Source organism: Halolamina pelagica, from assembly GCF_900115675.1.
GTDB classification, from domain to species: Archaea; Halobacteriota; Halobacteria; order Halobacteriales; family Haloferacaceae; genus Halolamina; species Halolamina pelagica.
Map to the genome: position 1 here is coordinate 51,800 of NZ_FOXI01000005.1, position 22,230 is coordinate 74,029.

General features: G+C 68.9%; 25 protein-coding genes and 3 tRNA genes. 14 read left to right on the forward strand and 14 right to left on the reverse strand.

Going from position 1 to position 22,230, the window contains the following annotated elements:
• The first annotated feature begins 25 nt into the window (after window positions 1-25).
• Together BMZ83_RS08310 and BMZ83_RS08315 are read left to right on the forward strand one after the other, a co-directional pair.
• Window positions 26-991, forward strand: coding sequence for a beta-ribofuranosylaminobenzene 5'-phosphate synthase family protein (locus BMZ83_RS08310; RefSeq protein ID WP_074877561.1), 966 nt, complete (start codon window positions 26-28; stop codon window positions 989-991).
• A 62-nt stretch (window positions 992-1,053) separates the two neighbouring features.
• Entirely contained in the window at window positions 1,054-1,890 is an 837-nt protein-coding gene (locus BMZ83_RS08315; protein WP_074877563.1) for an RAD55 family ATPase, read from the forward strand.
• A gap of 20 nt (window positions 1,891-1,910) precedes the next feature.
• On the opposite strand, the gene trmY is transcribed toward BMZ83_RS08315, so the two are convergent.
• Both trmY and ggt read right to left on the reverse strand, forming a co-directional pair.
• On the reverse strand, window positions 1,911-2,507 hold the full coding sequence (trmY, locus tag BMZ83_RS08320) for a tRNA (pseudouridine(54)-N(1))-methyltransferase TrmY (RefSeq protein WP_074877565.1): 597 nt from the start codon (window positions 2,505-2,507) through the stop codon (window positions 1,911-1,913).
• 44 nt (window positions 2,508-2,551) lie between these two features.
• Entirely contained in the window at window positions 2,552-4,201 is a 1,650-nt protein-coding gene (gene ggt, locus BMZ83_RS08325; RefSeq protein ID WP_074877566.1) for a gamma-glutamyltransferase, read from the reverse strand.
• 131 nt (window positions 4,202-4,332) lie between these two features.
• On the opposite strand from ggt, the gene BMZ83_RS17350 reads away from it, so the two are divergent.
• Entirely contained in the window at window positions 4,333-4,458 is a 126-nt protein-coding gene (locus BMZ83_RS17350) for a hypothetical protein (RefSeq protein WP_255458091.1), read from the forward strand.
• A 17-nt stretch (window positions 4,459-4,475) separates the two neighbouring features.
• Here BMZ83_RS17350 and BMZ83_RS08330 read toward each other — a convergent pair whose 3' ends face one another.
• The 4 genes from BMZ83_RS08330 to BMZ83_RS08345 form a co-directional block, all read right to left on the reverse strand.
• On the reverse strand, window positions 4,476-4,910 hold the full coding sequence (locus BMZ83_RS08330) for a universal stress protein (protein ID WP_074877568.1): 435 nt from the start codon (window positions 4,908-4,910) through the stop codon (window positions 4,476-4,478).
• Between the two features lie 282 nt (window positions 4,911-5,192).
• A complete protein-coding gene (locus BMZ83_RS08335) occupies window positions 5,193-6,566 on the reverse strand; it encodes a M28 family metallopeptidase (RefSeq protein ID WP_074877570.1) in 1,374 nt (457 codons plus the stop codon).
• A 91-nt stretch (window positions 6,567-6,657) separates the two neighbouring features.
• The gene (locus BMZ83_RS08340) at window positions 6,658-7,251 is read right to left on the reverse strand and encodes a DJ-1/PfpI family protein (RefSeq protein WP_074877572.1); all 594 of its coding nucleotides are present in this window, start codon (window positions 7,249-7,251) and stop codon (window positions 6,658-6,660) included.
• Window positions 7,252-7,356: 105 nt separating this feature from the next.
• Window positions 7,357-7,974, reverse strand: coding sequence for a pyroglutamyl-peptidase I family protein (locus BMZ83_RS08345; RefSeq protein WP_074877574.1), 618 nt, complete (start codon window positions 7,972-7,974; stop codon window positions 7,357-7,359).
• A 99-nt stretch (window positions 7,975-8,073) separates the two neighbouring features.
• On the opposite strand from BMZ83_RS08345, the gene BMZ83_RS08350 reads away from it, so the two are divergent.
• The 3 genes from BMZ83_RS08350 (at window position 8,074) to BMZ83_RS08360 (ending at window position 9,916) form a co-directional block, all read left to right on the forward strand.
• A complete protein-coding gene (locus tag BMZ83_RS08350; protein ID WP_074877576.1) occupies window positions 8,074-8,895 on the forward strand; it encodes a class I fructose-bisphosphate aldolase in 822 nt (273 codons plus the stop codon).
• Window positions 8,895-9,767, forward strand: a complete 873-nt coding sequence (locus BMZ83_RS08355) for a class 1 fructose-bisphosphatase (protein WP_074877578.1) — start codon at window positions 8,895-8,897, stop codon at window positions 9,765-9,767. Before BMZ83_RS08350 ends, BMZ83_RS08355 begins: the two co-directional genes overlap by 1 nt.
• Before the next feature lie 64 nt (window positions 9,768-9,831).
• Window positions 9,832-9,916: transfer RNA gene (locus BMZ83_RS08360), tRNA-Leu, on the forward strand.
• Window positions 9,917-10,048: 132 nt separating this feature from the next.
• Here the strand turns inward: BMZ83_RS08360 and BMZ83_RS08365 are convergent.
• Complete coding sequence (locus tag BMZ83_RS08365; protein ID WP_074877580.1) at window positions 10,049-11,188, reverse strand: AI-2E family transporter; 1,140 nt, start codon at window positions 11,186-11,188, stop codon at window positions 10,049-10,051.
• A gap of 152 nt (window positions 11,189-11,340) precedes the next feature.
• Here BMZ83_RS08365 and dacZ point away from each other — a divergent pair, with 152 nt between their 5' ends.
• Window positions 11,341-12,150 carry a diadenylate cyclase DacZ gene (gene dacZ, locus BMZ83_RS08370; RefSeq protein ID WP_074877581.1) on the forward strand — a complete coding sequence of 270 codons (810 nt, stop codon included), beginning with the start codon at window positions 11,341-11,343 and terminating at the stop codon, window positions 12,148-12,150.
• Window positions 12,150-12,956 carry a mechanosensitive ion channel domain-containing protein gene (locus BMZ83_RS08375; protein WP_074877583.1) on the forward strand — a complete coding sequence of 269 codons (807 nt, stop codon included), beginning with the start codon at window positions 12,150-12,152 and terminating at the stop codon, window positions 12,954-12,956. Before dacZ ends, BMZ83_RS08375 begins: the two co-directional genes overlap by 1 nt.
• 15 nt (window positions 12,957-12,971) lie before the next feature.
• Here the strand turns inward: BMZ83_RS08375 and BMZ83_RS08380 are convergent, their stop codons facing one another.
• Together BMZ83_RS08380 and BMZ83_RS08385 are read right to left on the reverse strand one after the other, a co-directional pair.
• Complete coding sequence (locus BMZ83_RS08380; RefSeq protein ID WP_074877586.1) at window positions 12,972-13,475, reverse strand: acyltransferase; 504 nt, start codon at window positions 13,473-13,475, stop codon at window positions 12,972-12,974.
• 115 nt (window positions 13,476-13,590) lie between these two features.
• Window positions 13,591-13,785 carry a cold-shock protein gene (locus tag BMZ83_RS08385; RefSeq protein WP_049981782.1) on the reverse strand — a complete coding sequence of 65 codons (195 nt, stop codon included), beginning with the start codon at window positions 13,783-13,785 and terminating at the stop codon, window positions 13,591-13,593.
• 127 nt (window positions 13,786-13,912) lie between these two features.
• Between BMZ83_RS08385 and BMZ83_RS08390 the strand changes: the two genes are divergently transcribed.
• Window positions 13,913-14,299 (forward strand): ribbon-helix-helix protein, CopG family, encoded by a 387-nt coding sequence (locus tag BMZ83_RS08390; protein WP_074877588.1) that lies wholly within the window; start codon window positions 13,913-13,915, stop codon window positions 14,297-14,299.
• Here BMZ83_RS08390 and BMZ83_RS08395 read toward each other — a convergent pair whose 3' ends face one another.
• Window positions 14,300-14,755 (reverse strand): DUF5814 domain-containing protein, encoded by a 456-nt coding sequence (locus BMZ83_RS08395; protein WP_074877589.1) that lies wholly within the window; start codon window positions 14,753-14,755, stop codon window positions 14,300-14,302.
• Between the two features lie 114 nt (window positions 14,756-14,869).
• Between BMZ83_RS08395 and BMZ83_RS08400 the strand changes: the two genes are divergently transcribed.
• A tRNA-His gene (locus BMZ83_RS08400) sits at window positions 14,870-14,940 on the forward strand.
• A 246-nt stretch (window positions 14,941-15,186) separates the two neighbouring features.
• Here the strand turns inward: BMZ83_RS08400 and BMZ83_RS08405 are convergent.
• On the reverse strand, window positions 15,187-16,368 hold the full coding sequence (locus BMZ83_RS08405; RefSeq protein ID WP_074877591.1) for a CBS domain-containing protein: 1,182 nt from the start codon (window positions 16,366-16,368) through the stop codon (window positions 15,187-15,189).
• Between the two features lie 79 nt (window positions 16,369-16,447).
• Here BMZ83_RS08405 and BMZ83_RS08410 point away from each other — a divergent pair, with 79 nt between their 5' ends.
• Window positions 16,448-16,819 (forward strand): cupin domain-containing protein, encoded by a 372-nt coding sequence (locus BMZ83_RS08410; protein WP_074877593.1) that lies wholly within the window; start codon window positions 16,448-16,450, stop codon window positions 16,817-16,819.
• Between the two features lie 102 nt (window positions 16,820-16,921).
• Here BMZ83_RS08410 and BMZ83_RS08415 read toward each other — a convergent pair whose 3' ends face one another.
• Complete coding sequence (locus tag BMZ83_RS08415; protein ID WP_074877595.1) at window positions 16,922-17,125, reverse strand: hypothetical protein; 204 nt, start codon at window positions 17,123-17,125, stop codon at window positions 16,922-16,924.
• A gap of 123 nt (window positions 17,126-17,248) precedes the next feature.
• On the opposite strand from BMZ83_RS08415, the gene BMZ83_RS08420 reads away from it, so the two are divergent.
• The 3 genes from BMZ83_RS08420 to BMZ83_RS08430 all read left to right on the forward strand — a co-directional run bounded on the left by BMZ83_RS08420 (window position 17,249) and on the right by BMZ83_RS08430 (window position 21,378).
• A complete protein-coding gene (locus BMZ83_RS08420) occupies window positions 17,249-19,303 on the forward strand; it encodes a DEAD/DEAH box helicase (RefSeq protein ID WP_074877597.1) in 2,055 nt (684 codons plus the stop codon).
• 76 nt (window positions 19,304-19,379) lie between these two features.
• A complete protein-coding gene (locus BMZ83_RS08425; protein ID WP_074877599.1) occupies window positions 19,380-21,263 on the forward strand; it encodes an SLC13 family permease in 1,884 nt (627 codons plus the stop codon).
• A gap of 42 nt (window positions 21,264-21,305) precedes the next feature.
• A tRNA-Pro gene (locus BMZ83_RS08430) sits at window positions 21,306-21,378 on the forward strand.
• Between the two features lie 108 nt (window positions 21,379-21,486).
• On the opposite strand, the gene BMZ83_RS08435 is transcribed toward BMZ83_RS08430, so the two are convergent.
• Both BMZ83_RS08435 and BMZ83_RS08440 read right to left on the reverse strand, forming a co-directional pair.
• A complete protein-coding gene (locus BMZ83_RS08435) occupies window positions 21,487-21,702 on the reverse strand; it encodes a hypothetical protein (RefSeq protein ID WP_074877600.1) in 216 nt (71 codons plus the stop codon).
• Window positions 21,703-22,011: 309 nt separating this feature from the next.
• A complete protein-coding gene (locus BMZ83_RS08440; RefSeq protein WP_074877602.1) occupies window positions 22,012-22,206 on the reverse strand; it encodes a cold-shock protein in 195 nt (64 codons plus the stop codon).
• Between the last annotated feature and the right edge of the window lie 24 nt (window positions 22,207-22,230).

The following is a 22,230-nucleotide window of genomic DNA, read 5'->3' on the forward strand; positions in this document are numbered from 1 at the left end:
GGCCCCGGAGCGAGAGAGACGGACGATGGCACGCGTCGAAACGAGCGGGCGACTCCACTTCGGCTTCGGCAACCTCTCGCTGGCACACGACCGCCTCTACGGCGCGCTGGGCGTCGCGATCGACCGACCGCGGCTGACCGTCGACGCCGCGACCGCGGAGACGGTGCGCTGCGCCGACGCGGACGCCGCTGCGTACGTCGAGCGCGCCTGCGACATGCTCGGCGTGCCGGGCGCCGAAGTGACCGTCGAGAGCAGCCTCCCTCGCCACGCCGGCCTCGGGAGCGGGACGCAGCTTGCTCTGGCGGTGCTGACGGCGGTCGCGCGCGCCTACGGTCGTGCGCCGGCCGCCCGCGAGCGGGCCCCCGAACTCGGCCGCGGCGGGCGCTCGGGCGTCGGCGTGGCCGCCTTCGAGCAGGGCGGGTTCGTGCTTGACGCCGGCCACCCGGCGGCGCTGTTCACGGCCGACGCGCCCGCAGTCGGGGAGTGGGAGGTCCCGCCGGTCGCCGCCCGGCACCCGATCCCCGAGGGCTGGCGCTTCCTCGTCGTCGTCCCGGACGCGCCCGCGGGCCGGAACGGCGAGGAGGAGGACGCCGCGATGCGCCGGGCGGTGACCGACGCCGACCCGGAACTGGTCGACCGCGTCGCGGGCGTCGTGCTCCGCGGGGTGCTGCCCGCGATCGCCGAGGGCGACGCCGCCCGCTTCGGCGACGCGGTGAGCGAGGTGGGCCGGCTCAACGGCGCGTGGTACGCCGACGAGCAGGGTGGCACCTACCGGCCGCCCGTCGGGGCCCTCGTCGACTCGCTCTCGGGGTCGGCCGCGGTCTACGGTGCCGGCCAGTCGTCGTGGGGGCCGGCGGTGTACGGCGTCACCGACGCCGAGCACGCGGGGGCGGCTCGGGCGGCCGGCGAGGAGGCGCTCGCGGCGGCGGGCGTCGACGGCGACGTGTTCGTCACCGAGGGCCACAACCGCGGCGCGTCGATCGACGCGTAGCGAGATCGGCCGTCGGCGCGACACGGGAACCCTTTATACGGCCGGCGAGCCGTCGAACGGGTATGGAGCGGTTACCGCTGGGCGTCGCGCGCATCGACAGCATCCTTCGCGGCGGCGCGCCGCCGGGGAGCACCCTGCTCGCGGCGGGCGAGTCGGGGGCCGGAGGCCGGGAGTTCGCCCAGACCGCGGCGGCGATGAACGCGCTGTACGACGCCGACCCGGACCTGTTCGACCTCTACTACGGCGATCTGCCGGCGGAGTCCGCGGTCCCGCCGGAGGTTCACTACGTCTCCTTCACCGCCGATAGCGACGAGCTCGCCCGCGAGATGGAGCACACGATGGACGACGACATCGTCGAGGCGGCGACCGAGGAGATCCGGTTCCGGGACCTCTCGCCGGAGTACTTCCAGCTCTCGCCCATCCCCCGGGAGTGGTACATGGGCGAGGCCCAGACGATCGAGGACCTCGGGAAGGCCGAGGCGACCGACGACGTGCTCGGCGCGCTGGGGGACTACCTCAACGAGCACGCGGCCGGCAACCTGGTCGTGATCGACTCGATCTCGGACCTGATCGGCGCGATGGGCGACGACATGGAGTGGAGCGACATCACGACGCTCATCCGCGGCCTGACCAAGGCCTCCCACACCTGGGACGGCCTGATCATCATGATCGTCAACCGCGACGCGATCACCGGGACCGAGTTCGGCCAGTTGATGGACGCCGCCGAGGGCACCTTCGAGTTCACGTGGGAGTCCGGCGGCTCCCAGCGCGCCCGAACGATGGTTGTCCGGCAGTTCCGGGGGGTGCTCTCACAGCTCGAAGCGGAGAACATCGTCCGGTTCGAGACTGAGATCCACGAGGGCGGCTTCGACGTGAGCGACGTGCGGAAGATCCGGTAGTCGCCGATCCTTTCAACCGGTCAGTAGCGCGTGTACCCCTCGGTGTCGAGGTAGTTGTGCGCCACCGTGATCGTGTGGTCGGCGTGGAGCCGTTCCGGCCCGACCCGCACGCGCTGGTCGGCCTCGTCGCGCAGCAGCTCCGTCTCCGCGTCGGCGAAGTCGTGGTGGTCCGAGAGCACGAACAGGGGGTCCACGGGCGGTTCGACCGCGGGCAGCGCCGCGCCGTTCTCGTGGAGTTGGACGACCGTCGCGTCCCGGGAAACGCGCTCGAACGTGTCCGCAAAGCCCGTCCGGTAGAGCGAGACGCCGGGGCTCGTCTCGACCGGCTGGTGGCCGATGGCCTCCTGTTTCTCCTCGAGGGCGCCGCGGATCAACGCCGCTGTCGAGCGTTCGTCGGGGTTGAGCCGGCGGAGGTCGGCGCCGTCGAAGCTGACGGTGTACTCGTCGCTCAGAACGAGGTGGACCCGGACGTCCTCGCGCAGGTCGTGTGAGAGGAAGAACGCGGAGTTGACACACCGACACAGCACGTCCAGCCGGCCGGCGCCGCCGGCGATGTCGTCGAGCGAGAACGAGGGCTCGGTCGGCGCGTCGTGGCCGACGACGAGGAACTGGCGCATACCCCCACTCGACGCCTGGGGGTGGAACCAGTTGCGTTTTCGCCTCAGTATCCCTGCGCGTTCCCGTCCTTCCGCGGTTCGGTCGCCCCCGAGAGCGTGCCGTCCTCGTTCCGGACGATCTGGGCGCCGCCGAACAGGCCGGGGTAGAGCACCCGCACGTCGTGGCCCTTCCGGGTGAGCTTCGTCAGCAGCTCGTCGTCGGCGTCCATGCGCTCCTCGACGGCCAGCGTGCCGTCCTCGCGGTAGCGCCAGCGCGGCAGGTCCAGCGCGGCCTGCAGCGGCAGGTCGTAGTCGACGATGTTCGCGATCACCTGCAGGTGGCCCTGGGGCTGCATGAACCCGCCCATCACGCCGAAGGCCGCCCAGTCCTCGCGGTCCTCGTCGTCGGCCGCGAAGTCGGCGATGGCCGGGACGAGCGTGTGGAACGGGCGCTTGCCCGGCTCGATGCGGTTCGGGTGGTCCTCGTCGAGCGAGAACGAGGCGCCGCGGTTCTGGAGCGCGATCCCCGTGTCACCGGCCACGAGTCCGGAGCCGAAGCCGGCGAAGCGGGAGTTGATGAAGGAGACGACGTTCCCCTCGCCGTCGGCGACACAGAGCAGCACCGTGTCGGCGTCCTCGGCGTTGCTCCCCTCGACGCCGAAGCTCACGTCGTGGTTGGCCTCCTCGCCGATCAGTTCGGCGCGCTTCCGGGCCCACTCCTTGGAGCCCAGCGGCGGGTGGTCCTCGTACTCGGGGTCGGTGATGTAGCGGTGGCCGTCCGCGAAGGCGACCTTCATCGCCTCGGCGAAGTAGTGGACGCGCTCGGGCGAGTCGAGGTCGTACTCGCCGGCGCCGATCTCCTCGGCGACGTTGAGCGCCTCCAGCGCGATCAGACCCTGGTTGTTCGGCGGGAGTTCGTAGATCTCGGCGCCGTTGTACGTCGTCGACACCGGGTCGAGGAGTTCGGGCTCGAAGTCGGCGAGGTCCTCGGTCGTCATGAAGCCGCCCTTCGACTGCACCTCCGCGGCGATCTTCTCGGCGATCTCGCCCTCGTAGAACGCGTCGGCGCCCTCCTCGGCGATGGTTTCGAGCGACGCGCCGAGTCGGGGGAGGGTGACCTCCTGTCCCGTCCCCGGGGCCTCGCCGTCGAAGAGGAACGCCTCGCGGGCGTGGTCGTCGGTGAACAGCTCCTCGGCGTGCTGCCACTGGGCGGAGACGACCTCCGAGACGGGGTAGCCCTCGGTCGCGTAGCGGATCGCCGGCTGGAGCAGTTCGCCGAGCCCCTTCCGGCCGAACTCCTCGGCCGTGAGTTCCCAGCCACGCGCCGTGCCGGGAACGGTCACCGCCTGCGCGCCGGTCTGTGGCATCTCGGCCTCCTCGGGGTCGACGTCCTCGTCGGCGTCTTCGGCGACAGCTTCGCGGACGTTTTCGAGCGTCGCGTTCGCGGGTGCGCCCCCGCAGGAGCGCATCGCGCCCACGTCCCCGTCGGCGGTCTTGTAGAGCGCGAACACGTCGCCGCCCAGCCCCGTGGAGGTGGGTTCGACGACGTTGAGCGCGGCGGCGGTCGCGACGGCGGCGTCGAACGCGTTGCCGCCGTCCTGTAGCACGGAGATGCCGGCCTGCGAGGCGAGGGGCTGGCTGGTCGCGACGACGCCGTCGGCGCCGTAGACGGTCGAGCGGCGGGAAGTGAATCGGTCGAGGTCCGGGTCGGACATACGCCCGCTTGGGGGAGAACACGCAAAAAGGAACAGGACCGGGCGGGCTCTGCCGGGGATCCCGCACGTGACTGATCGCTCTCGCCCGTGGCGTCGGAACTGGTTTCCTCCCGGACCTCTAAAACTACGGCATGCGATCCTCAACGATGGTCCTCGCGTTCGGCGCGATCCTGTTCGCGATCCCGATCCCCGGGACGTTCGTCACCGGCGCGCTCGTACTGCTCGCCGGCGGTCTCGCCCGCTGGCTCGGGGAGTAACGCGACCCCGAGGCGTCCTACCGGACGACCGTCACCGGGCAGGGGGACCGGCGAACAACCTTCTCGGCGACGCTGCCGAGCAGCACGCGCGTCACGCCCGTCCGGCCGTGGCTCCCGATCACGATGTGGTCGACCGCCTCCTCCCCGGCGTACTCGACGATGGCGCGGGCCGGGCGGTCGTTCACTCGGACGGTCTCGATCTCGCGCCCCTCGTCGGCAGCGGTCTCGACAGCCTCGTCGAGGATCCAGTCCGCCCGCTCGTTGGCCTGTTCGACCCACTCGCCGGGGTAGCTCCCGCCGTCAGGACCGGGGGCGGACGCGTAGCCGGCGGCGACGGGGTCGATCGCTGTCAGGGCGACGATGTCCGCGTCGGGGAACTGGGCCAGCGCGTGCTCGAGTGCGGCGGCTGCCTGCGGCGATCCGTCGACGGCGACCAGCACGGTTTTGGACATGACTCGACGGTCGGCGCCGGGCGTCGAAAAGCTACCGGGCAGTCCCACCGGCCGGGGACTGGATCGACGGCAGTTCGGTTCGCAGGGCCACGGCGTCGAGCACGGCGGCCGCGAGCGGTCGCGCGCCGTAGATTAGCAGGTGCCAGAGCCACGGCGTCGAGCTCCGTACTCGCGACACGGCGGCCGCGAGCGGTCACGCGCCGTAGACTAGCAGGTGCCAGAGCCACGGCGTCGAGCTCCGTACTCGCGACACGGCGGTCGCGAGCGGTCACGCGCCGTGGCTCAGGTGTCGTCTTCGTACGGCCACCGCCCACCCATCTTCAGTTCCTGCACGTACCCCTCGTCGATGGCGTCGCGGGTCTCCTCGCGGCTGCGGGACTCCACCTCGAAGTCGTCCTGTGCGGCACGGTACACCGCCTCCGTAACGAGCGTCGCCACGTCGCGCAGGTTCCGGGAGTCGAGTTTGTCCAGCGTGTCGGCGTGGGTGTGACCCCACCCGCGCCCGGACTGCTCGGAGCTCGTGCCGGTCATCGTCGACGGCACGCCCTCCTGGACGAACGCCCACTGGTCGCCGTGGGGCGAGATCGTGTCGTCGGTCGAGACGGGAGCGTCGAACTCGTCGGCGACCGACCGGAACAGGTCGCCGAGTTCCTCGAAGCCGTTGGTGCCGACCCGGAGGTTCCGGGAGCTACAGGCGCCGTCGAGGTTGATCACGCACTTCACGTTCGAGAGGTCGGTGGTCTCGGCGCAGTGGTAGGCGCCGCGCAGGCCGATCTCCTCGGAACCGAACGTCACCAGCCGGACCCGGCTGTCGAGGTCCGCGGCGACCTGCGAGAGCAGGCGCCCGACCTCCGCGACGAGGACGGAGCCCGCACCGTTGTCGTTGGCACCGTCGGCGATGTCGTGGCCGTCGACGTGAGCGGTCACGAGCACCTCGTCCGCCTCGCCGCCCTCGTCGGGGCCTTCGGGGCCCACCAGCGCCTCCACGTTCCGGGAGGTCGCGGCCTCGTTCCGGCAGTCGACGCTGACCGTCACCTCGCAGTCGCCCTCGCCGGCGTAGCGCTCGAGGCGGGCGCCGACCTCCTTCGAGACGCCGACCGCGGGGATCGGGCCGGGGCGGTTGTTGTAGCCGACCTCCCCCGTCGGCGGCAGCGCGCCCTCGATGTGGTTCCGGAACACGAACGCGACGGCGCCGTGGTCGGCGGCGTTGACGTACTTCTCCATCCGGTGGAGCCAGCGGTCGGCGTGCTCGGGGGTGTTGCTTGAGGCCATCGCGATCGCGCCGTCGAGTTCGTCGCTCTCGGCCTCGAACTCCTCGTAGGTGCCGTCGCCCACGTCGACGATGGGCGCCGTCGCCTCGCCCGCGGGCGTTCCCGGCAGCGCGACGACCTGGTGGCTCCCCTCGTGGGTGCGCTCGTGGGGCGACTCGACGGTCAGCGAGGAGTCGCCGCGCCACCAGCCGGGGATCTCGAACTCCTCGATCCGGGGGTTCCGGAGCCCGGCGTCCTCGAACGCCTCGTGGATGATCTCGGCGCCAGCTGCTTCGCCCTGCTGGCCGGCCATGCGGTTGCCCACGTCGACGAGCTCCTCGAGCCGGTTCCACGCGAACAGGCTCGTCTGTGCGTCGCCGACGACGGCGTCGGGTAGATTGACCATGGGCGGGCTGTTCAGCCCCCGAAATAAAGCGGTGGGGGTCTCGGAAAATTCGCGGGGCGTCCGCGTTCGAACCGGGGGCGCCCGTTCGCCGTCAGTCGTCGGCGGCCACGGGGTCGGCGTGGTCGACCTCGGTGCCGAGCACGTCGAGGAACTCCGCCAGCCACTCGGGGTGGTCTGGCCACGCCTGTCCGGTCACGAGGTTGCCGTCGCGGACGGTCCCGTCGACCCACGAACAGCCGGCACCCTCGACCTCGGCGCGGACGGCGGGATAGGACGTGATCTCGCGGTCCTCCAGCACGCCGGCGGCCGCGAGGATCTGCGGGCCGTGACACAGCGCCGCGACGGGTTTGTCCTCCTCGAAGAAGTGCTGGACCGTCTCGATCACCGAGTCGTACGTGCGCAGGTACTCCGGGGCGCGCCCGCCCGGGACCACCAGCGCGTCGTAGTCGGCCGGGTCGATCTCCTCGAGCGCCACGTCGACGCCGAAGTCGTGGCCGCGGGTCTCCAGGTACGTCTGGTCGCCGCGGAAGTCGTGGACGGCCGTCTTCACCGTGTCGCCCGCCTCCTTCTCGGGACACGCGGCGTCGACCTCGTGGCCGACCATCTCGAGCGCCTGATACGGCACCATCACTTCGTAGTCCTCGACGAAGTCGCCGACGATCTCCAGTATCTTCTTGTTTGACATTTTCCCGGGCGTGAGTTAGTGCGCTGCGCTATTAGCTATTGTGTCGGGTTCTCCGAGTGATCGCCGCTTACGGGCCGAACGGTGGCGTTTCGGTCGTCGATCGAGCTACGACACCGTCGTCTCGAGCACCGTCCGGACCCCCTCGACCTGCAGCGAGAGCGGGAGCGACGCCTGCACGCCGCCGCCGCGTTCGGGCGCCTCGGTCTCCGCGACGGCGCCCGCGGGCGTCAGCGGCAGGTGGAGGAACCCCGCGGGCACGTCGTGGTCCTCGAGCAGGCTGTAGAGCGCGTGGTTGCAGCAGTGCGTGCCGGCGGAGTTGGAGACCCGGGCCGGGATCCCCGCGTCGAGCAGCGCCTCGACGCTCTCGACGACCGGAATCGTCGCGAGGTGGGCGTCGGCGCCCGCCGGGTCGATCCGCTCGTCGTGGGGGGAGTCGTCGGCGTTGTCGGGCACGGTCACGGCGTCGTCGACGTTGATGCCGACGCGCTCGACGCTAACGGTCGTGCGGCCGGCGGCCAGCCCCGTGGCGACGACGGTCGCGGGGTCGTGCTCGTCGATCAGCGCCGCGAGTTCGTCGGCGACGCGGTCGAACTCGACCGGGAGCACTTCGCCGACGATCTCGTGGCCGGCGACGGTCCCGCCGTCGAGTTCGCGGGCGACGCGCTCGCTGGGGTTGGTCTCGTGGTCGCCGAACGGCTCGTAGCCAGTACAGAGCAGCGTCATACGCGTCCGGGCGTGGCCCGGAGGTTTCGAGGTTTCGGTCGGGGCGATCCGGGCCGGCCGTTGGATAGCTTTTTGTGTCGACTCGCCCGAACGCCGGGTATGATCCCCGGCGCAACCGACCCCATCTCCCGTGACGGCAAACTACTGATCCTCGCGTACGACCACGGCCTCGAACACGGCCCCGTCGACTTCGAGGCGGTGCCGGAGTCGATGAACCCCGAGCACGTGTTCGACGTGGCGACCCACGACGCCGTCACCGCGCTGGCGGTTGGCAAGGGCGTCGCCGAAGCCCACTACCCCGACTACGAGGACGAGGTCAACCTGCTGGCCAAGCTCAACGGCACTTCGAACCTCTGGATGGGCGAACACGACTCGGCCGTGAACTGGTCGGTCGACTACGCGGACGAACTCGGCGCCGACGCCATCGGCTTCACGCTCTACGGCGGCTCGAACCACGAAGTCGAGATGGCCGAGGAGTTCCGCGACGTACAGGAGGCCGCGCGCGACAAGGACATGGGCGTCGTCATGTGGTCCTACCCGCGCGGGCAGGGCGTCAAGAACGACACCAAGCCCGGTACCATCTCCTACGCCGCCCGCCTCGGTCTCGAACTCGGCGCCGACGTGGCGAAGATCAAGTACCCGGGCGACCCCGAGGCGATGGCCCACGCCTGCGACGCCGCGGCGTCGACGGACGTGGTGATGTCCGGCGGCTCGAAGGCCTCCGACGAGGCCTTCCTCTCGACGGTGAAGGAGGCGATGGACGCCGGCGCGAAGGGGCTGGCCGTCGGCCGGAACGTGTTCCAGCGTGAGAACCCCGAGGCGCTGCTGGACGGGCTCGAGAAGGTCATCTTCGAGGAAACGTCGGTCGAGGCGGCGCTGGCGGCGGTCGAGGACCACGGCGAGCAGGCGACGCTCGACTGATGGTGGCCCACGAGTCGGTCGACGACGTGCTCGAGACGGTCGCCGCAGTCGCGCCCGACGTGCGCGACGGGCTCCCGGGCCGCCGGCTGACCGAGGCGGGCGTCGAGAACCCCTCCGGCGAGACCGTTACGGCCGCTGACGTCCACGCCGACGAGCTGTTCTTCGAGGCGCTGGGCGCCATCGACGGCGTCGTCGAGTACGCCAGCGAGGAGCGCGAGTCGGTCGTCGATGTCGGCGACGGCGCCCCCGGCGACGGGAACGTCGCGGTCGCGATCGACCCGCTCGACGGCTCATCGAACCTCGCCTCCAACAACGCGATGGGGACCGTCGTCGGCGTCGCCGAGGACTCCCTGCCCGCGGCGGGCGAGGCCCTCGTCGCCGCGGCGTACGTGCTCTACGGCCCGATCACGACGATGACCGTCGCCCGCGAGGGGACGGTGACGACGTACGTGCTCGACGGCGGCGAGATGCGCGCGGTCGAGGAGGACGTGACCCTGCCCGAGGAGCCGGTGGTCTACGGCTTCGGCGGCCGCGTCCCGGACTGGCCCGACGCGTTCCGCGAGTACGCCCGCGAGGTCGAGACCGAACTCAAACTCCGCTACGGCGGCGCGATGGTCGGCGACGTGAACCAGGTCCTGAGCTACGGCGGGATCTTCGCCTACCCCGCACTGGAGTCGGCGCCGAACGGGAAGCTCCGCCTGCAGTTCGAGGGGGCGCCGATCGCGAAGATCGTCGAGGCCGCCGGCGGCGCCTCCTCCGACGGCGAGCAGTCGTTGTTGGCTGTCGAGCCGACCGAACTCCACCAGCGCGTGCCGGTCCACGTCGGGAACGGGGCGTACGTCGACCGACTGGAAGCCGCGCTGGCGGACTGACGGCGTCGACGCCGCGGGTGCGAACGACAGTTTCTTACCGCGATTGGGGCGTACGTGTTGGTGCGCGCGGGTTGCCGAGCCAGGCCAAAGGCGTAGCGCTTAGGACGCTATCCCGTAGGGGTCCGCCGGTTCGAATCCGGTCCCGCGCACTGACTGCGTTTTCGAGCGCAGCGAGAAAACGAAGGAGGGAGCAGGAGGATTCCGAACCAGGGAGGTCGCGCACAGCGCAAGCGAGCACGTCCGACCGTGGTTCGAATCCGGTCCCGCGCCGCCGTGCCCGTTCAAAGCCGTTCCCGCAACCCGGACCGCAAGCTCTGGTTCTCCACGAAGTCACTCAGGCGCATCTGGTCAGACGAGATCCCGTCGTCCTCGTCGGCGCCAAGCAGCCGCGGGAGCGCGGTCTGGGCGAACGTCAGCCCGACCACCAGCACGATCGGGGCGAAGAAGAGCCCGTAGAACCCCAGCACGACCGGGCCGAGCGTGTACGCGAGCATCAGGAGCCCCACGTGGGTGTTCTCGCCGCTGAGGATCGGTCGCAGCAGGATGTCCGGGATCGTGTCGACGACCACGACGGCGACGACGAGGAAGCCGAGGACGTACACCAGTAGCGACTGGTCGCCCCCGAGCACGATCGGGAGCGCCGCAACCCCCGTCAGCGGGAGGTAGACGATCTTCATTCCGACTACCGGGACCAGGCTCGCGATGCCCGTGAGCGTGCCCGCGAGCGTGGGGTAGGGAACCTCCGCGGGGCCGGGAACGAGCGCGTTGTACACCGTGAACGCGGCGATGGCGATCAGCGATATCGCGATGACGTTGAGCAGGTTGCCGAACAGCACCGACTCCAGTTCCTGGTCGGCGGCCTCCAGGTACTCACGGATGATGGCGTCGTCGTCGAACCGGAGCAGCCAGTCCCGGATCCGACGGCCGTCGATGAGCAGGTAGTAGGTGACGATGACGACGACGAAGAAGTTGAGGAAGAAGCCCGAGATCAGCGAGGTCAAAAGCTCCGCGTGGGCGCTCGCGAAGTCGATGAACGGGGAGAGGTCCCCCGACTGGTAGGCCTCGTACAGCCCCTGCACGGTGAACTCCGGGATCTGGTCGATGCCGCCGATCCACTCGACGTTGGTCGCGGCCACCTCGAGCAGGGAGTACTCCGTGACGAACGCCCGCGCCTCGATCACCAGCAGCACCGTCGCGTAGCTGATGAGCAGGATCAACGGGATCGCCAAGGAGGCCAGCACGGTCACCGCACGCACCCGTGCCGGCAGTCGGAGGCGCCGGAGGAACTTGAAGTACCGCCGTGTCGAGTAGTAGAGGAAGATCGACACTGTCAGCGGCGCGACGAACTGGTACGCGAGGAAACCGACCACGGCTGTGACGACGACGCCGAACGCGGCGATGATCAGCCGTTTCTCGTCCATAGCGGGGCCAACACTGCGGTCGCTTGTAAAGTGTACTGGAGCGGAGTTGTTCCGTGTGGCTGCCCCCCGTTGGCCGCGAGTGGGGGTCCCGTCAGCCGTTCGTCTGACGGACCCACAAACCCTTTCATCCACGGGCGGGATTATTACTGATAATGTCGACCCCCGCCGATCTCCTCGACGATCTGACGGCCGATCTCGACGCGGTGTTCGTGTTCTCCCCCAGTAGCGGGTTCTACGAACGGTTCGAGGAGCTCGAGGGGGAGGTGGTCGTTATCGCCCCCGAGAACGCCGTCGACGCCGAGCAGTTCGTCGAACTGCCGCTGGCGTTCGAGAGCATCCGCGACCGGATCCGCTTCGGCGTCGAGGGGGCGATGGACCGCAACCTCATCGACGCCGGCGACGAGGTCGGCTGTGTGGTGAGCGTCTTCGGCGACGACAACGACGCGCTCGTTCGCGTGCGTGCCGACGAGTCGATGCACTCCGGCGTCTACGACCTGTTCGCCAACTCGCGTGCGGATCCGGGGGTCATCCGCGACGTGTTCGAGGTCGTGATCGAGCTGGGGAAGAAAGGACAGAAGGGCAAGCCCGTCGGCGCGCTGTTCGTCGTCGGCGACGCCGGGAAGGTGATGAACAAGTCCCGGCCGCTCAGCTACAACCCCTTCGAGAAGTCCCACGTCCACGTCGGCGACCCCATCGTGAACGTGATGCTCAAGGAGTTCTCGCGGCTCGACGGCGCGTTCGTCATCAGCGACTCGGGCAAGATCGTCTCCGCGTACCGCTACCTCGAAGCCGGCGCGGAGGGCGTCGACATCCCGAAGGGGTTGGGAACCCGCCACATGGCCGGCGCCGCGATCACCCGAGCGACGAACGCCACGTCGATCGTGCTCTCGGAGTCCGACGGGATGGTCCGGGCGTTCAAAGGTGGTGAGCTGATCCTGGAGATCGACCCGGAGGACTACTGATGGCTGGCCCGTCAGCCATCCAGTTCGGGTTCGAGATCGGCGGGTCGCTGGGGGCGATCCCGGAGCGCGTCTGGCTCGCGTTCGCGGTGTTCGTCCTCGCGGCGGTGCTCGCGTGGCTGGTGGTCCGTGTGAACGCCGGCTTGCTCCGGCGTGCGGGCCTGCCCGAAACGATCGAGGGGACCGCGTTCGAGCGTACCGTCCGCGGGATCGGCACCTCGACCGTCGCCATCATCTCCCAGCTCTCGGGCTGGTTCATCCTCCTCCTCGGCGGCATCGTCGCCCTCTCGATCGCGGAGCCGGCCTACGCCGAACAGTTCTGGTCCAGAACGACCGGCTTCTTCCCCCGCGTGTTCGTCGCAGTGCTGATCGTGATCGTCGGCGTCGTCGTCGGCGACAAGGTCGAACTCCTGCTCTCCGAGCGGCTCCGGAGCGTCAAACTCCCGCAGGTCGGGATCGTCCCGACGGCCGCGAAGTACAGCGTCTTCTACGTCGCGCTCGTGCTCGCGCTCGATCAGGTCGGCATCGCGACGTTCGCGCTCGTCGTCCTCCTGGCACTGTACGCGCTCGCGCTGGTGGTGTTCACGGTCGTGGCGGGCGAACAGCTACTCACCTCCGGGGCCGCGGGACTGTACCTGTTCCTGAACGAGCCCTACGGCATCGGCGACACGGTGCGGATCGGCGACCAGACCGGCGTGGTTCAAGAGATCGACGTGTTCGTCACCCACATCGAGTCCGACGGCGAGGAGTACGTGGTCCCCAACGACCGCGTGTTCGAGGGCGGCATCGTGATCGTCCACGACGACTGACCGTCGCCGGCACGCTCACTTCGACCGATCCAGCGGCTCCGCGGGTACGCCCGCGACGGTCTCCCCCTCGGGCACGTCGTCGACGACGAGCGAGTTCGCCGCGACCTGCGCGTCGTCGCCGATCTCGACGCCCGGGAGCACGATCGCGCCGGCGCCGATCATCGCCCGGTCGCCGATCGTCACGTCGCCGAGTCGGTACTCCTCCTGGAGGAACTCGTGACAGAGCAGCGTCGCGTCGTAGCCGACGATGGCGTCGTCGCCCAGCGTGATGCGCTCGGGCCAGAACACGTCCGGGGTGGCCTCGAGTCCCCACGAGACCCCCTCCCCCACGTCGGCCCCGAGGCGGACGAGCAGCCAGTTCTTGAGTCGGAGGCTGGGCGAGACGCGGATCAGCCAGACGACGACGTAGTTCAGCGCGACACGGAGCGGGGACTTGGCGTCGGGCCAGTGCTGGAGGGAGTTCCGCGGGCCGGGCGTGGCGTGACGCTCGAGCCGATCGAACCGCGAGCCGTCGCTCATGGGTGGCGTTGGTCACGGGGTGACAAAACGGCAGGGGCCGGCCGCCGTCACGGCAACCGCCGACGCTACCGCTACTCGGTGTGATAAACGCAGAAGTCCGCAGCGAAGAACCGACTTACAGGCGGGTCAGGTTCGTCGCGCGGGGGCCCTTGTCGGCCTGTTCAATGTCAAACTCAACTTCTTGGCCTTCCTCGAGGTCAGGGCCGCCCACGTCTTCCATGTGGAAGAAGACGTCTTCGTCCGCGTCCTCAGTCTCGATGAAACCGTAACCGCCCGTGTCGTTGAAGAAATCAACCGTTCCAGTCGCCATTGCAACCGTAGCAACGTCGGCCGCCGGGATAACCTTTTCGAGAGAGCGACCCGCGGATCGCCGGTTCGCTCGCGGAACCCGTCGTCTGACAAACGCTTAAGTCCGGCCGCTCGCAAGCGCCACCGAGATGGGCACGAAGAGCAAGACGATCTCGTTCCGCGTCGACGAGGACGCCTTCGAGACGCTGCGGGAGATCGCCGAGGAGCGGGAACTCTCGCTGTCGGCGGTGTTCCGCGACTACGTCGACACCCTCGTGGCCCACGACGGCCAGGTGGATCTCGTCCCCGCGGACAAGGGGCCCGAGGAGGGGGAGGGGTTCCCGCCGACGGTGGAGGTGCCGAAGAGCTTCATCCGCGAACACGAGCGCCTGGAGCTCGAGGCCGACCACCTGCGAGAGCAGTTGGAGGAGCACAAACGCTACATCGACTACCTGCGCGAGCAGGCCGACGAGGAGGAGGAGGTCGTCAAGCTCGAGGAGCTCGACGGCGACGAGAACACCTACCAGATCGGGTAGCTACCCGGACAGTTCCCGCTTGGCCTCCCGAGCGCGCCGCGCCGCTTCCTGATCCCCCTCCACTTCTGCCAGCGACTCGACGGCCTCCAGCCGCCGGATCGCGCTGTCGAGGAAGGAGAGCACGTCCCCCGAGTACGCGTAGAGCATGTACTCCGCGGACATCGTGTCGACGATGGCGTCGGGGCCCAGCCCCTGTGCGCGGAGTTCGAGGAGGTAGGTGATGAACTTCTCCTCGGGGTGGCCGCAGTAGGGGTTGTTGTCGCAGTCACAGTCGAGGAAGTCCTCCGCGAAGTCGAGCACCTTCTCGCGGGTCGCCTCGTCGAGTTTCTCCATGCCGTCACCGGTGAACAGCAGGTCCAGCGTCGCGCCCTTGAACGCGCCCTTGGGGATCGAGCGCTCCAGCTGGGAGGCGATCTGCCGGTGGTTCTTGACGTAGATCTTGTCGGTGATGGCCACTACCGACGGCTACGGCGTTGGTCGGCAAAAGCTCCCCGCTCCTCTGCGTCGACGTAGCACGGGACCGGTGATGTCGTAACGTATTTCCCTGAAACCGTGGTAGGAGTCGGTGTGTCCGGGCTGGGGTAGTGGTATCCTTCAGCCTTGTGGGGGCTGAGACGCGGGTTCAATTCCCGCGCCCGGACCTCGTTGTCTCCGAGCAACTACGCGAGGAGACACGAGTCCATCGGTAAGGGATTGGACCCTGCCAGCCGTGCGCAGCGCAGCGAGCACGTCTGGCTCCGGTTCGATTCCCGCGCCCGGACCTTCTGGCTGCGAACGAAGGTGAACAGCCGAAGGGAATTGAATCAGGGAGTGGAGCGAACGGAGTGAGCGGAACGACCGTGGCTCGCTTCTCCGGCGACAACCGGCGCCACACGCGCCGTCGACGCCTACCGCCCGAACGGCGACAGGTTCGGCCCCAGCGACTCGCCGGAGGCGGCGCCGCTCTGCTGGATGATGTCGAACGCCGTCATCAGGTCCGTCCGGGAGACGATGCCGCAGAGCTCGCCGTCGGCGTCGACGACGGGGAGTCGCCCGACGTTGTTCTGTTGCATCGTCTGGAACGCGTCCATCGCGTCGGTTTCGGGCGTGACGGTGTAGACGTCCGTCGTCATCACGTCGTCGACGCGCATCGCGTCGCGCTCGACGTCGTCGACGGACTGGGCGTCGCCGAGTGTCACCATCCCCACCAGTTCGCCGCGGTCGACGACCGGGTAGCCCGTGTGGCGCTCGCGGAACATCCGCTGGATCAGGTCGGCGACGCTGTCCTCGGGAGCGACGGTGTGGAGGCCGTCGCCCGTCATCACGTCCGCGACCGTGACGCCACGGAACGCCGCCTTCAGCACGGTCTGCTGGGCCTCCCCGGCGGCGCCCATGTAGATGAAGAACGCCAGCGCGAGCAGGTAGAGGTTCAGCCCGGTAAAGAGCGCGAACAGCGCCAGTAGCAGCGCGAAGCCCTTCCCCACCTCGGCGGCGAGCTGGGTCGCGCGGGCGTGCGTCCGGGTGCGGGCAAGCAGCGCGCGCAGCACGCGCCCGCCGTCCATCGGGAACCCCGGCAGCATGTTGAACGCCGCGAGCACGACGTTCGCGAGCATCAGGTAGCCGAGGACGAACGTGATCACTGGCTGGCCGCCGCCGGCCAGTAGCGTGAAGCCGGCGTAGGAGAGGGCCCCCAGCGCGACGCTGACGATGGGGCCGGCGATGGCGACCTGCAGTTCGATCTTCCAGTCCTCGGGCATCTCGGTGAACTGGGCGACGCCGCCGAGCAGCCAGAGCGTGATCGAGTCGATCTCGTAGCCGTAGTACATCGCGACCACGGAGTGGCCGAGTTCGTGGAGGAGCACGCAGGTGAACAGGCCGACGGCGGCGACGGCGCCCAACACGAACGGGGTGGAGCCGCCGGTCAACGCGGCCGCCTCGATCCCGGCGCCGAAGGCGGGGTTGAGCACCTGATCGACGAGCGTCCCGACGTCGCTGCCGATCAGGTACGCCAGCAGCGGCAGGATCAGCAGGAACGTGACGTTGAGCTTGATCGGGATCCCGAAGATGCTCCCTAACCGGATTCCTCGCATACCTCCCGGTTCGGGGTACGGAGTGAAAAAGGCGCGGCGCTCCCGTACGGTTTAGGCCGTCGGCGCCGAACGCCGACGTATGAGCGATTCCGATCCCGTGGTGAAGCACAGTGAGGAGATCAGCTACGAACCGGTCGACGCCGCGGCGGGCCTGCGGAAGGGGGTCCTGATCGACGACTCCGACGGCGCGCCCCACTTCGCGATCCGGCGGTTCGAACTCGACGCCGGCGCCGAGGTCCCCGAGCACACCAACGAGATCGAACACGAGCAGTACGTTCTCGCGGGCGAGTACGTCGTCGGAATCGGCGACGAGGAGTACACCGTCTCCGCGGGCGACTCGCTGCTGATCCCCGCGGGCGCGGTCCACTGGTACCGGAACGAGGGCGACCAGCCGGGGGCGTTCCTCTGTGCGGTCCCAAACGGCGACGACACGATCGAGCTGGTGGAGTAAGGCGTCCCGCCGGCCGACGGCCGTGGCGTCAGTCGCCCACGCCGGGTGATAGCGTCCCGGCGTGATCAGTCGCCCACACCGGGTGACAGCCTTCCGGCGTGATCAGTCGCCCGCCACGACGGCGTCGACGCCCCGATCACGGAGGGGGCGGCGCGTGATGGTCGTCTCGCAGTCCGGACAGGAGAGCGTGAGCCGCTGGCCCACCTCGGTCGTCGTCTCGGACTCGTGCCAGTCGCCGTCGGGCGGGCTCTCGTGGCCACACACCGAACAGAACAGCGTCGTCTTCGAACGCATGGAGGAGCTCATTACCGGAGCCTAGCCGCTCCGGGGTGGTAAACCCTCTGTGAGGCTGTGTTGCACCCGCATGGGGCGGATTCGCGCGCGGCACGCACCGCATGGCTGAAGTACCCGTTTCGCCTACGCCCACCCGTGTCTCAGCAGGTCGCTCGCGTCGATACCCTGTTCCTCCACGAGGCCGGCGACGACTTCCTCGTCGCGGTCCTGCGTGACGGCTCCCGGGTGTTCCGCGGCACGCTCGAACTGAAGGAGACCGACGCGGGCCCCCGGCCCCGGCGGTTCCTCCAGTCCGACGACGACGGCGGCGAGCCGATGCGCCCCGAGGAGTTCGTCGAACTCGCCCGCCGCGCCGAGCGTATCCGCATCTCCGAGCAGACCTCCCCCGAGGGTCGTAAGCGCCTCCAGGAGATGCTCGACGGCTACCAGCAGGAGGCGCTGGTCGTGCGGACCTGTCGCTACTGCGCCAACGCCGGCCGCTACTCGCCGATCACCGAGGAGACGGCCATCGCCGCCGATCGGGACTACATCTGTCAGGACTGCGCCGTCGAGGAACTGGAGCGCGAACTCGCCTACAAGGGCCAGTTCACCGGCGCCGCACAGGAGCGCCTGGAGGAACTCCTGCTCGAGGTGGGCGACCTCGACCGCATCACCGACCTCCTGCAGGGCGAGCTCGACCCCGACCTCACCAAGTTCGACACCATCTCGGCGACGACCGACGAGGTCGATCCTTACCCCACCAGCGACCTCGACCTGCACCCGGAACTCCAGTCGATGATCGAGGGCCGGTTCGAGAACCTCCTCCCGGTCCAGAGCCTCGCGGTCGAGAACGGGCTGTTCGAGGGGCGGGACCAGCTCGTCGTGTCGGCGACGGCGACGGGGAAGACCCTCGTCGGCGAGCTCGCCGGCGTCGACCGCGCGCTGAAGGGCGAGGGGAAACTGCTCTTTCTCGTCCCGCTGGTCGCGCTGGCGAACCAGAAACACGAGGACTTCGAGGAGCGATACGGCGACATCCTCGATGTGACCCTGCGGGTCGGCGGCTCCCGTGTGACCGACTCCGGCGCCCAGTTCGACCCGAACGCCGACGTGATCGTCGGCACCTACGAGGGGATCGACCACGGCCTCCGGACCGGCAAGGACATGGGCGACATCGGCACGGTCGTCATCGACGAGGTCCACAGCCTGAAGGAGGGCGAACGCGGCCATCGCCTCGACGGGATGATCTCCCGGCTCAAACACTACTGCGAGAACCGCGCGAAAGAGCGCGAGGACTACGCCGGCGCCCAGTACGTCTACCTCTCGGCGACGGTCGGTAACCCCGAGTGGCTGGCCGAGCAACTGCGCGCGACCCTGATCGAGTTCGAGGAGCGTCCGGTGCCCATCGAGCGCCACGTCACGTTCGCCGACGGCCGGGAGAAGCTCCGGATCGAGGACCGCCTCGTGAAACGGGAGTTCGACAGCAAGTCCTCGAAGGGCTATCGGGGCCAGACGATCATCTTCACCAACTCCCGGCGGCGCTGCCACGAGATCTCCCGCAAACTCGAGTACGACTCCGCGCCCTATCACGCCGGCCTCGACTACGGCCGGCGCAAGCAGGTCGAGGGCCAGTTCCTGGACCAGGATCTCGCGGCCGTCGTCACGACCGCCGCGCTCGCGGCGGGCGTCGACTTCCCCGCCTCGCAGGTGGTGTTCGACTCGCTCGCGATGGGGATCGAGTGGCTCTCCGTCCAGGAGTTCTCCCAGATGCTCGGCCGCGCGGGCCGGCCGGACTACCACGATCAGGGGACGGTGTACCTGCTCGTGGAGCCGGACTGCAGCTACCACGGCTCGATGGAGGCCACCGAGGACGAGATCGCGTTCAAACTCCTCAAAGGCGAGATGGAGGACGTGTCGACGGTGTACGACGAGTCCGCCGCCGCCGAGGAGACGCTGGCGAACGTCGCCGTCGCCGGCAAACTGGCCAAGCGGCTCAACGACCGCATGATCGGCGACGTGCCGACCAAACACGCGGTCGGGAAGCTGCTGGAGTGGGAGTTCATCGACGGGTTCGAGGCGACGCCGCTGGGCCGGGCGGTCACCAGCCACTTCCTCTCGCCCGACGACGCGTTCCTGATCCTCGAGGGGATCCGGAACGGGAGGAGCCCCTACGAGCAGGTGGCGGCGCTCGAACTCGCCGACCAGGAGCTGTAGGCGGCACCGATCTCCCCCGCGGCCCGCACCTGACGCGACCCTCACCCTTTTGCCGACGCCCGGATATCCTGCGTTCGTGGCAGCGATCACGCCCGGAGTCGTCGTCGTCACCCTGATCGTGCTGGCGGCGCTCGTGCTGTTCGCGACGGAGCCGGTGCCAGTCGACATCACCGCGCTGGGGGTGATGGTGACGCTGATGCTCGTCGAACCGGTCAGCGGCCTGCTCGCCGACGCCGGCGTCCTCGCCGTCCCGGTGACGATGATCACCCCCGAGCAGGGGCTCTCGGGCTTTGCGAGCGCGGCGACGATCACCGTGCTGGCGATGTTCATCCTGAGCGAGGGCGTCCGCATGACCGGCATCGTCCAGACGCTCGGGGAGTACATCGGCCGGATCACCGGCGACAGCGAGACCAAGCAGTTGGGCGCCATCGTCGGCATCGTCTCGCCGGTCTCGGGGTTCATCAACAACACCGCCGCGGTCGCGATCCTGCTCCCGATGGTGACCGACGTGGCCAACCGCGGCAACACCTCGCCCTCCAAGCTCCTGCTCCCGCTGTCGTACGCGTCGATGTTCGGCGGGACGCTCACGCTGATCGGGACGTCGACCAACGTGCTCGCCAGCGACGTGGCCGCGCGGCTGGCGACGGCGCCGGAGTACGCCGACACCGACCTCCACGCCCTCGGGATGTTCGAGTTCACGGGGCTGGGGGTGGTGGTGATGCTCGTCGGGATGGCCTACCTGCTGACGGTCGGTCGGTGGCTCACGCCGGCCCGGATCCCGCCGACGGACGACCTCACCGAGGAGTTCGGCGTGGGCGACTACCTCACCGAAGTGACCGTCCGGGAGGACTCGCCGCTGGTCGGTCGGAAGGTGCGGGACGCGCTGGTCGAGGGGGACCTCGACGTCGACCTCCTCCAGCTCATCCGGGGCGACGACGTGTTCCTCGAACCGCTCGGCCCCAAACAGATCCGGGCCGGCGACACGTTCACGCTCCGGACCGATCGCGACACGCTGCTCTCGCTGCTCGACGTGGAGGGGCTGGACCTGGTCGACGTGCCAGTCGACGAGGCCGAACTCGAGCAGGCCGAGGCGGGCCAGAACCTCGTCGAGGTGGTCGTCGCCCCGGGCTCGCCGCTCGTCGGCGAGTCGCTCACCTCCGTCTCGTTCCGCCAGCGCTTCAACGCGACCGTGCTCGCGCTCCGGCGCGGGCGCGAGGTCGTCCGCCGGCGGATGGACGAGGTGCCGCTGAAGGTCGGGGACACGCTGCTGGTCCAGGCGCCGACGGAGACCGTCGAGCGCATCGACGCCGGGCGCGAGTTCATCCTCATCGGCGAGGTCGACCACCACGACTACCGGCAGGAGAAAACCGGGATCGCCATCGGCATCGTCGCCGGTGTCGTCGCGCTCGCGGGGCTCGGCGTGCTCCCCATCGTCGTCTCGGCGCTGCTTGGCTCGCTGGCGATGGTCGTCACGGGCTGTCTCGATCCCGGAGAGATCTACGAGGCGGTGCAGTGGGACGTGATCCTCCTGCTCGCGGGCGTGATCCCCCTGGGGATCGCGCTCGAACGCACCGGCGCGGCCTCGCTGCTCGCGGAGGGCGTCGTCGCGTCGTCGTCGATGCTGCCGGCGATCGGCGTGCTCGCGGTGTTCTACCTGCTCACCGCGCTGCTGACCAACGTGATCAGCAACAACGCGAGCGTCGTCCTGATGATCCCCGTCGCCGTCGAGACCGCCCAGGCCGTCGGCGCCAGCGCCACCGCGTTCCTGTTCGCGGTGATGTTCGCGGCCAGCACCGCGTTCATGACCCCGGTCGGCTACCAGACCAACCTGTTCGTCTACGGGCCGGGCGGGTATCGGTTCACGGACTACGTCCGGGTCGGTGGGCCCCTCCAACTGCTGTTGATGGGCGTGACGACGGTGGGGATCGCGGTGATGTTCGACATCCCGATCCCGGTCTGACCCCGAAACGCTTTACCGCGAGAGTCGCGGAGATGGGAGTACGGGACCGTGGGTTAGCCTGGTATACTTCGGGCCTTGGGTGCCCGTGACCCCGGTTCGAATCCGGGCGGTCCCATACCCTTCTCGAAGAACGCGGCCGCTTCACCGGGAGGCTCAGGGCCGACCGAGGGGCGACGGCGCCGGGTGGAACGGACCCCGGACGGTCCGCCGAGCTGCGACCGGCTCACTCCTCCGGGAGCTGCCGGATCTTCGTCGTGGAGTCCCCGTTGAGGATGAGCTTCCGGTACTCGTCGGCGATGTACTTCCGCAGGATCCGTTCAGCGTGGTCGTCGGCGTCGACCGACTGGTCGTGTTGTTGCTCCAGCCCGTTCAGGATCCGCTCGTAGGCGTGCGCCGCCTCGCTGTCGAGTGAGACGGTGATCTCGAGCGTGTCGCTCATCGTCCTCGAGCCCGGTGCCGCCCAGTCAGTCTCCCCCCAATGGCGCCGATTTCCACGCCTTCGCTTCGTACTCCGTCGGGTTGCCGGTGGTTCATCGACGGGACATCATTCGTGTCAACGAAAAAACTTTCCCTGTCGATATCTCGACTGATAACTTGATTCCCCCTCGGCGGCCGAAACGAGCCAGCCCGCCACGAGGCCGATGGCGAACGTGGTCCTGTGGCGTCGACGCTCGAACGCCGTCGCTCGGCGGTGAGTGGGTACGTAAAAGGTGCTGTATCCGGTCGCGGTCAGGCGACAGAAGACAGATTAGTTGCGGACGAGGTTCGTCGCGCGGGGGCCCTTGTCGGCCTGTTCGATGTCAAACTCCACTTCCTGTCCCTCCTCGAGGTCGGCGCCGCCGATGTCTTCCATGTGGAAGAAGACGTCATCGTCCGCGTCCTCAGTCGAGATGAAACCGTAACCGCCCGTGTCGTTGAAGAAATCAACTGAACCGTTTGCCATTGCAAACAAACGTACAGCCCGTTC

Excerpts from the sequence above, each read along its gene's own strand:
- BMZ83_RS08310 (WP_074877561.1), top strand. The coding sequence starts at position 26 with ATGGCACGCGTCGAAACGAGCGGGCGACTCCACTTCGGCTTCGGCAAC.
- BMZ83_RS08315 (WP_074877563.1), top strand. The coding sequence starts at position 1,054 with ATGGAGCGGTTACCGCTGGGCGTCGCGCGCATCGACAGCATCCTTCGC.
- trmY (WP_074877565.1), bottom strand. The coding sequence starts at position 2,507 with ATGCGCCAGTTCCTCGTCGTCGGCCACGACGCGCCGACCGAGCCCTCG.
- ggt (WP_074877566.1), bottom strand. The coding sequence starts at position 4,201 with ATGTCCGACCCGGACCTCGACCGATTCACTTCCCGCCGCTCGACCGTC.
- BMZ83_RS17350 (WP_255458091.1), top strand. The coding sequence starts at position 4,333 with ATGCGATCCTCAACGATGGTCCTCGCGTTCGGCGCGATCCTGTTCGCG.
- BMZ83_RS08330 (WP_074877568.1), bottom strand. The coding sequence starts at position 4,910 with ATGTCCAAAACCGTGCTGGTCGCCGTCGACGGATCGCCGCAGGCAGCC.
- BMZ83_RS08335 (WP_074877570.1), bottom strand. The coding sequence starts at position 6,566 with ATGGTCAATCTACCCGACGCCGTCGTCGGCGACGCACAGACGAGCCTG.
- BMZ83_RS08340 (WP_074877572.1), bottom strand. The coding sequence starts at position 7,251 with ATGTCAAACAAGAAGATACTGGAGATCGTCGGCGACTTCGTCGAGGAC.
- BMZ83_RS08345 (WP_074877574.1), bottom strand. The coding sequence starts at position 7,974 with ATGACGCTGCTCTGTACTGGCTACGAGCCGTTCGGCGACCACGAGACC.
- BMZ83_RS08350 (WP_074877576.1), top strand. The coding sequence starts at position 8,074 with ATGATCCCCGGCGCAACCGACCCCATCTCCCGTGACGGCAAACTACTG.
- BMZ83_RS08355 (WP_074877578.1), top strand. The coding sequence starts at position 8,895 with ATGGTGGCCCACGAGTCGGTCGACGACGTGCTCGAGACGGTCGCCGCA.
- BMZ83_RS08365 (WP_074877580.1), bottom strand. The coding sequence starts at position 11,188 with ATGGACGAGAAACGGCTGATCATCGCCGCGTTCGGCGTCGTCGTCACA.
- dacZ (WP_074877581.1), top strand. The coding sequence starts at position 11,341 with ATGTCGACCCCCGCCGATCTCCTCGACGATCTGACGGCCGATCTCGAC.
- BMZ83_RS08375 (WP_074877583.1), top strand. The coding sequence starts at position 12,150 with ATGGCTGGCCCGTCAGCCATCCAGTTCGGGTTCGAGATCGGCGGGTCG.
- BMZ83_RS08380 (WP_074877586.1), bottom strand. The coding sequence starts at position 13,475 with ATGAGCGACGGCTCGCGGTTCGATCGGCTCGAGCGTCACGCCACGCCC.
- BMZ83_RS08385 (WP_049981782.1), bottom strand. The coding sequence starts at position 13,785 with ATGGCGACTGGAACGGTTGATTTCTTCAACGACACGGGCGGTTACGGT.
- BMZ83_RS08390 (WP_074877588.1), top strand. The coding sequence starts at position 13,913 with ATGGGCACGAAGAGCAAGACGATCTCGTTCCGCGTCGACGAGGACGCC.
- BMZ83_RS08405 (WP_074877591.1), bottom strand. The coding sequence starts at position 16,368 with ATGCGAGGAATCCGGTTAGGGAGCATCTTCGGGATCCCGATCAAGCTC.
- BMZ83_RS08410 (WP_074877593.1), top strand. The coding sequence starts at position 16,448 with ATGAGCGATTCCGATCCCGTGGTGAAGCACAGTGAGGAGATCAGCTAC.
- BMZ83_RS08415 (WP_074877595.1), bottom strand. The coding sequence starts at position 17,125 with ATGAGCTCCTCCATGCGTTCGAAGACGACGCTGTTCTGTTCGGTGTGT.
- BMZ83_RS08435 (WP_074877600.1), bottom strand. The coding sequence starts at position 21,702 with ATGAGCGACACGCTCGAGATCACCGTCTCACTCGACAGCGAGGCGGCG.
- BMZ83_RS08440 (WP_074877602.1), bottom strand. The coding sequence starts at position 22,206 with ATGGCAAACGGTTCAGTTGATTTCTTCAACGACACGGGCGGTTACGGT.